The sequence below is a fragment of the Streptomyces sp. NPDC048338 genome (assembly GCF_043201055.1).
Classification (GTDB): Bacteria; Actinomycetota; Actinomycetes; order Streptomycetales; family Streptomycetaceae; genus Streptomyces.
In genome coordinates this window covers 104,472-110,471 of record NZ_JBICYQ010000020.1, presented here as the reverse complement: position 1 = coordinate 110,471, position 6,000 = coordinate 104,472, and the positions used below count along the sequence as shown (strand labels likewise).

6 protein-coding genes are annotated in these 6,000 nt (G+C 72.7%); 2 read left to right on the top strand and 4 right to left on the bottom strand.

Annotated elements, in window-relative coordinates; genetic code table 11:
* Nucleotides 1-154 precede the first annotated feature (154 nt).
* The 4 genes from ACGFZF_RS35655 to zapE form a co-directional block, all read right to left on the bottom strand.
* Nucleotides 155-1,114 (bottom strand): PPK2 family polyphosphate kinase, encoded by a 960-nt coding sequence (locus tag ACGFZF_RS35655; RefSeq protein WP_393561184.1) that lies wholly within the window; start codon nucleotides 1,112-1,114, stop codon nucleotides 155-157.
* A gap of 135 nt (nucleotides 1,115-1,249) precedes the next feature.
* The gene (locus tag ACGFZF_RS35650; protein ID WP_393561182.1) at nucleotides 1,250-2,608 is read right to left on the bottom strand and encodes an alkaline phosphatase PhoX; all 1,359 of its coding nucleotides are present in this window, start codon (nucleotides 2,606-2,608) and stop codon (nucleotides 1,250-1,252) included.
* A gap of 124 nt (nucleotides 2,609-2,732) precedes the next feature.
* On the bottom strand, nucleotides 2,733-3,158 hold the full coding sequence (locus ACGFZF_RS35645; RefSeq protein ID WP_147980592.1) for an OsmC family protein: 426 nt from the start codon (nucleotides 3,156-3,158) through the stop codon (nucleotides 2,733-2,735).
* Between the two features lie 34 nt (nucleotides 3,159-3,192).
* Complete coding sequence (zapE, locus tag ACGFZF_RS35640) at nucleotides 3,193-4,308, bottom strand: cell division protein ZapE (protein ID WP_393561179.1); 1,116 nt, start codon at nucleotides 4,306-4,308, stop codon at nucleotides 3,193-3,195.
* Nucleotides 4,309-4,344: 36 nt separating this feature from the next.
* Between zapE and ACGFZF_RS35635 the strand changes: the two genes are divergently transcribed.
* On the top strand, nucleotides 4,345-5,130 hold the full coding sequence (locus ACGFZF_RS35635; protein ID WP_393561177.1) for a pyrimidine reductase family protein: 786 nt from the start codon (nucleotides 4,345-4,347) through the stop codon (nucleotides 5,128-5,130).
* A 124-nt stretch (nucleotides 5,131-5,254) separates the two neighbouring features.
* Nucleotides 5,255-5,707, top strand: coding sequence for an indole-3-glycerol phosphate synthase (locus ACGFZF_RS35630; protein ID WP_393561175.1), 453 nt, complete (start codon nucleotides 5,255-5,257; stop codon nucleotides 5,705-5,707).
* Nucleotides 5,708-6,000: the final 293 nt, after the last annotated feature.

Sequence of the window (6,000 nt, the reverse complement as noted above, 5' to 3'; positions counted from 1 at the left end):
CAGCGACGCGACGAGGAACGAGGAGCGCCCTTGAGGGCACGGACCCGGCTGCCACACTCGGAGAGAGGGCGGCCAACCACCAGAAGCCGACAAGACCGCCCGGCCCCAAGCGCCCCCACCCCCACCCCCACGTGGTGAACCCATGCGCCGCCCGTCAGCTCGCCAGTAGCGTCCGACGGCTCTCCGCCACGTCGAAGTCGGCCTTCGGATAGCGCGGGTCCAGTTCCTCCAGGTGCTCCCGCAGCAGGGTGCCGATCGCCCAGTTGCGGTACCACTTCCGGTCGGCCGGGACGATGTACCAGGGCGCCCCGTCCGTCGCGCAGCGTTCCATGGCGATCTCGTACGCCCGCTGGTACGCGGGCCACAGCGCCCGGTCCTCGATGTCGCCCGGGCTGAACTTCCAGTGCTTGTCGGGGTTGTCGAGGCGTTCGAGCAGCCGGGCCCGCTGTTCCTCGTACGACACGTGCAGGAAGACCTTGACGACCGTGACCCCGTCGTCGACGAGCGACGCCTCGAAGCGGTTGATCTCCTCGTAGCGCCGCTCGATCTCCTCGCGCGGGGCGAGGTCCCGGACGCGGGCGATCAGCACGTCCTCGTAGTGGGAGCGGTCGAAGATGCCGATCTCGCCCGCCGACGGCAGCGCCCGCCCGACCCGCCACAGGAAGGGATGGTTCCGCTCCTCCTCGGTCGGGGCCTTGAAGGCCCGGATCCGGCAGCCCGAGGGGTTCAGGAACCCGATCACGTGCTTGACCGTGCCGCCCTTGCCGCTGGTGTCCATGCCCTGAAGCACGAGCAGCAGCCGGCGGTGGTCGCCGGCAGTGCTCGCCGCGTACAGGCGCTCCTGGAGTCCGGCGAGGGCGGGTGCCGTGGCCGCGGTCGCCGCCACACCGGCCGACTTGTCGGCGGGAGCGCCGGGAAGGAGGGAGGAGGCGCCGTACGCGGAGAGGTCGACCGGCTCGCCGACGGGCAGGCGCAGCAGCTCGCGCAGCGGGGTGCGGGGCGCGGGAGCCGACGTCGCGACGCCCTTCCGCCGGTCCTTCTTCCCGGCTGCCTTCCCACCCGACTTCCCGGCTTTCCCTTTCCCGGTCTTCCCGGTCTTCCCGTCCTTCGCCACGCTGGGCCCTTTCCGTCCGTCACGCGCCTTCTCCCGATCCTCCGACGGAATCGACGGGCCCGCGAGCCCGCGGAACAGGGGAGCGGCGAGCCGGCGGCACAGACGCCGGCTCGCCGCCTCGCCCCGTCCGTCAGATCAGCACCACGGCCCGGTCACCGCGAACGTCGTGCCCGGTGTGTAGCAGTTGACGTACATCGTCTGCCGGTCGGGCGAGAACGTGACGCCCGCGAACTCGCCCCACTCCGGGTCCTCCGGGGTGCCGATGTTCTGGGCGCCGCGCGCCATGGCGTACACCTCGCCGCGCGGCGTCAGCCCGTAGACGTGCTGCTCGCCGCCGCCGTCCTCGCAGACCATGAGCCCGCCGTCGGCGGCCAGGCAGATGTTGTCCGGCGACTCGCCCGGCAGCCGGATGTCCGTGCTCGGGCCGAAGACGACGACGAGGGTGAGCCGGCGGCGGTGCGGCTCGTACTTCCACACCTGCCCGAAGTGGGTCCCCGCCGAGCCGTCCGTCGCGCGGGCGAAGCTGGAGACGAAGTACACCGCGCGGCCTCCCCAGTAACAGCCCTCCAGCTTCTGGGCGTGCGTGATGCCCCGCGGGCCGAAGTCCTGCAGCCGGATGGGCGTCTCGGCGGCCTGCGGGTCCGGTACGGGAACCCACTCCACGCCGCCGAAGCTCGCCCCGGTCTCCTGGATCGCCGAGAGGTCGGGCACGCCCGGCACCCGCATGGCCTCCAGGGCGCCCCCGGCGCGCAGCGAACCGGTGCCGCCCAGCGGCTTGCGGGGCAGGAAGCGGTAGAAGAGGCCGAAGGGCTGCTGGAAGGCGTCCTCCGTCTCGTAGACGATGCCGTTGCGCGGGTCGACGGCGATCGCCTCGTGCTGGAAGCGGCCCATCGCGGTGAGGGGAACGGCCCCGGTGCGGTGCGGATCGGCCCCGTCGACCTCGAAGATCCAGCCGTGGTCCTTGGTGTACCCGGCGGTGCCGGCCCGGTCCTCGGTCTCCTCGCAGGTGAGCCAGGTGCCCCACGGGGTGGGCCCGCCGGCGCAGTTGACCGCGGTGCCGGCGATGGCGACGCGTTCGCCGAGGACGTTGTTGCGGCCGTCGAGTTCGAGCGCGGTGCAGCCGCCCTTGGCGGCCGGGTCGTAGGTCAGGCCCTCGACGGTCGGGACGCCGATCTTGCCGGTGGCCCGGTTCTCGTGGTTGCGGACCAGGTGCACGCGACCGCGCCGGCCGGCGAAGGCGGCCATGCCGTCGTGATTGCTGGGGACGAGGCCCTCGCCGGAGCGGAGGGGGTCGCCCTGGCGCGACAGGACCTTGTAGCGGAAGCCCTCGGGGAGGTCGAGGAGCCCGGCGGGATCCGGGACGAGCGGACCGTAGCCGGCCCGGCTCGCGGCGGCGGCGCCGCCGGTGAAGAGCTCGGCGAAGGCGCCGGAGAAGGCGATGCCGGCGACCGACGCGCCGGTGCGGGAAAGGATCTGACGTCGTGTTGCGGACATGAGGCAACAGCCCACTTCCTGTTGGCGGACAGGTGGCGTGTGACGTGTGACCCGCATGTGTGTATCACGCACCGTGGTGACACGTGAACCATGCGGGCCACAACGGCCTCATGTGGCGCGGGTGTCAGGCGAGTTCGGCGGTCAGCGTGATCGTCGTGCCCGTGAGCGCCTGGCTGACCGGGCAGTTCTTCTTGGCGTCCTCGGCCAGCGCCTGGAACTCGTCCGCGTCCAGGCCGGGCACCTCGCCGCGCACGGTCAGGTGGATGCCCGTGATGCCCTCGCCCGGCTGGAAGGTGACGTCGGCCTTGGTCTCCAGACGGGTCGGCGGGTTGCCGGCCTTGGCCAGACCGTTGGAGAAGGCCATGGAGAAGCAGGAGGAGTGCGCGGCGGCGATGAGCTCCTCGGGGCTGGTCTTGCCGTTCGGCTCCTCGGCGCGGGCCGGCCAGGAGACCTCGTACGAGCCGAGGCCGGAGGAGTCGAGGGAGACGACGCCCTTGCCCTTGAGGAGGTCGCCCTCCCAGACGGTGTGGGCGTGACGGACGGTGGCCATGGTGAATCCCTTTCGATCGGGTATGGCCCCCAACCTACTGCTCCACCAGACCCTTTGCGTCGCGTGCCAGTGCGGTGAGCCGGGAGATCGCCCGGAAGTACTTCTTCCGATACCCGCCCTTCAGCATCTCTTCACTGAACAGCCGGTCGAAGGGGAGTCCGGAGGCCAGCACCGGCACCTCGCGGTCGTACAGGCGGTCGGCGAGGACGACGAGCCGCAGCGCGGTGGACTGGTCCGGCACCGGTTGCACGTCGGTGAGGCAGACCGCGCTCAGACCGTCGGTGAGCGCGCCGTACCGGCTGGGGTGGACCTTCGCCAGGTGGTCCAGCAGGTGCGGGAAGTCGTCGAGCGAGGCGCCCGGGGTGGCGTACGCCGCCTTCGTCACCTGATCGTCGGAGTACGGGGCGGGGGCTTCGGGAAGCCCGCGGTGACGGTAGTCCTCGCCGTCGATCCGCAGCGGCCGGAAGTGGGCGGACAGGCCCTGGATCTCGCGCAGGAAGTCGGCGGCGGCGAACCGGCCCTCGCCCAGCTTGCCCGGCAGCGTGTTGGAGGTGGCGGCCAGGGCCACGCCCGACTCGACGAGCCGGCTGAGCAGGGAGGAGACGAGCACGGTGTCGCCCGGGTCGTCCAGCTCGAATTCGTCGATGCAGAGCAGCCGGTGCTCGCCGAGGGTCTTCACGGTCTGCTGGAAGCCGAGCGCGCCGACCAGATTGGTCAGCTCCACGAAGGTGCCGAAGGCCTTGAGGGCGGGCTCGGCGGGGGTCGCGTGCCAGAGCGAGGCGAGCAGGTGGGTCTTGCCGACGCCGTAGCCGCCGTCCAGGTAGACGCCGCGCGGACCGGTGGGGGCGGCCGGCTTCCTGGCGAACCAGCGGCCGAGCGCCGGCCGCCGGCCCGAGCCGCTGGCGTGGGCGCCGCCCAGGCCCTCGGCGAAGGAGCTCAGGACCTTGACCGCGTCGGTCTGGCTGGGCTGGTTCGGGTCGGGGATGTACGTGTCGAAGCGGACCGAGTCGAACCGCGGCGGCGGGACCATCTCCGCGACGAGGCGGTCGGCGGGGACCTGCGGCTCCCGGGCACAGAGGGAGACCGGGGAGGCTTCGGCGGAAGCGGCCTCGGTTATGGCGGGGGCGGCATGCGGGGAACGGGTCGACACAGTTCACCACTCTAAGCGCCGTGGCAGACTGCCAGGATGCGACGCCTGTTCCCTGTGACGGACATGACAGCCACCGACGCCGCCGGGGACCGGGAGTGGTCCCTCGACGAGCTGGCCGACGCCTACGCGTACCCCGACGAGGCCGAGCGGGGCCCGGCGGGCGTGTGGCTGCGGGCCAACATGGTCTCGTCGCTCGACGGGGCCGGCCAGCACGAGGGACGTTCCCAGCCCCTCTCGTCGGAGTCCGACATGCGGATCTTCGGCACGCTCCGGGGGCTCGCCGACGTGGTCGTGGTGGGCGCCGAGACCGTCCGGATGGAGGGCTACCGTCCGGCCCGGGCGCGTGAGGTCTTCGCGGAACGCCGGGCCGCGGCCGGCCAGGGGCCCGCACCCGTGATCGCCGTGGTCAGCGCTTCCCTGAACCTGGACTTCTCGCTCCCTTTGTTCACCGAGCCGCTGGTGCCGACCCTCGTCCTGACGGGGGCCGCGGCACCCGCCGAGCAGGTGTACGAGGCCGAGAAGGCGGGGGCCGAGGTGGTGATCGCCGGCGACGGTGCGGGCGTGGAGCCGGCCCGCGCGGTGGCGGCGCTCGCCGAGCGGGGCCTGAAGCGGCAGCTGACCGAGGGCGGCCCGCGCCTGCTGGGTCAGTTCGTGGCCGCCGGGGTGCTCGACGAGCTGTGCCTGACGCTCTCGCCGACGATGACGGCGGGGGCCGCGCAGCGGATCGCCGGGGGGCCGTCGGTGGCCGTGCCGACACGGTTCGCCGTGGCGTCGCTGCTGGAAGAGGCCGGCTTCCTCTACACCCGCTACCGTCGGAGCTGACGCGCCGCGGAATTAGTCGTTCCGCTTTGCTTCCGCTGGGCACACTTACTCTCGCAGACCCCGTGCGGTCACGGGGAAGGATGGTTTCCGCAGAAGGGCTCCTGAGGTGTTCACAAGCGTTTTGATGATCGAGAAGCCCCTGACGTCGGTCGACGTGGAGTTCGTCACCACCCTGCACGGCGACGAGTCCGTGTCCTTCATCGTGCTGATGCAGCCGCGCGGTGACCAGGCCGACGTGCTGCTGCGCGCCATCGACGACGTCGCGATGGGCGAACTGAAGGAGGCGCGCCGGGAGGGCGAGGAACCGGAGGGCAAGGCCGCCCGGGGCCCGGCGGAGCAGGCACTGGAGGTCTCGCTCCAGGCCCTCCGCAACGCCGGCTGCCAGGCGGTCGGCCAGGTCGTGGAGGACCACCCCCTGAACAAGATGAAGGCCGTGGTGGACGAGTCGGAGGCGGACGAGGTGATCGTGCTGACGGCCCCGCACTACGTGGAGGAGTTCTTCCACCGGGACTGGGCGTCGCGGGCCCGGCACAAGGTCGGGGTGCCGGTGCTGAAGCTCTTCGCGCACAGCGACTGACCGGGATGGCCCTGGGCACACCCGGGAGGCCCTGGGTGCACCCGGGAGGCCCGGGGCTGCCGGGGGAACGAGCAGGCCGGGGGCGGTGCCGGGGCCACGGCGCCGCCCCCGGCCGCGTGCCCGCCGGGGTACGGCCGCGACGGGCGCCCGGGCCGTCCGCCGCAGGGCCCGGCGCCCCCGGACGCCGTCCCCGGACCCGGCCCCCCGTCCCCGTCCCGCGTCCCCGGCCCCCCCGACCCGCCCACCGGCGGCCTCCGGGCCCGCCGGGATCGCGCGACCGCGAGCCTCCGGGC

What these genes read in the sequence shown, in the direction of transcription:
- ACGFZF_RS35630 (WP_393561175.1), top strand. Translation starts at nt 5,255, where the DNA reads ATGATCGAGAAGCCCCTGACGTCGGTCGACGTGGAGTTCGTCACCACC.
- ACGFZF_RS35635 (WP_393561177.1), top strand. Translation starts at nt 4,345, where the DNA reads ATGCGACGCCTGTTCCCTGTGACGGACATGACAGCCACCGACGCCGCC.
- ACGFZF_RS35650 (WP_393561182.1), bottom strand. Translation starts at nt 2,608, where the DNA reads ATGTCCGCAACACGACGTCAGATCCTTTCCCGCACCGGCGCGTCGGTC.
- ACGFZF_RS35645 (WP_147980592.1), bottom strand. Translation starts at nt 3,158, where the DNA reads ATGGCCACCGTCCGTCACGCCCACACCGTCTGGGAGGGCGACCTCCTC.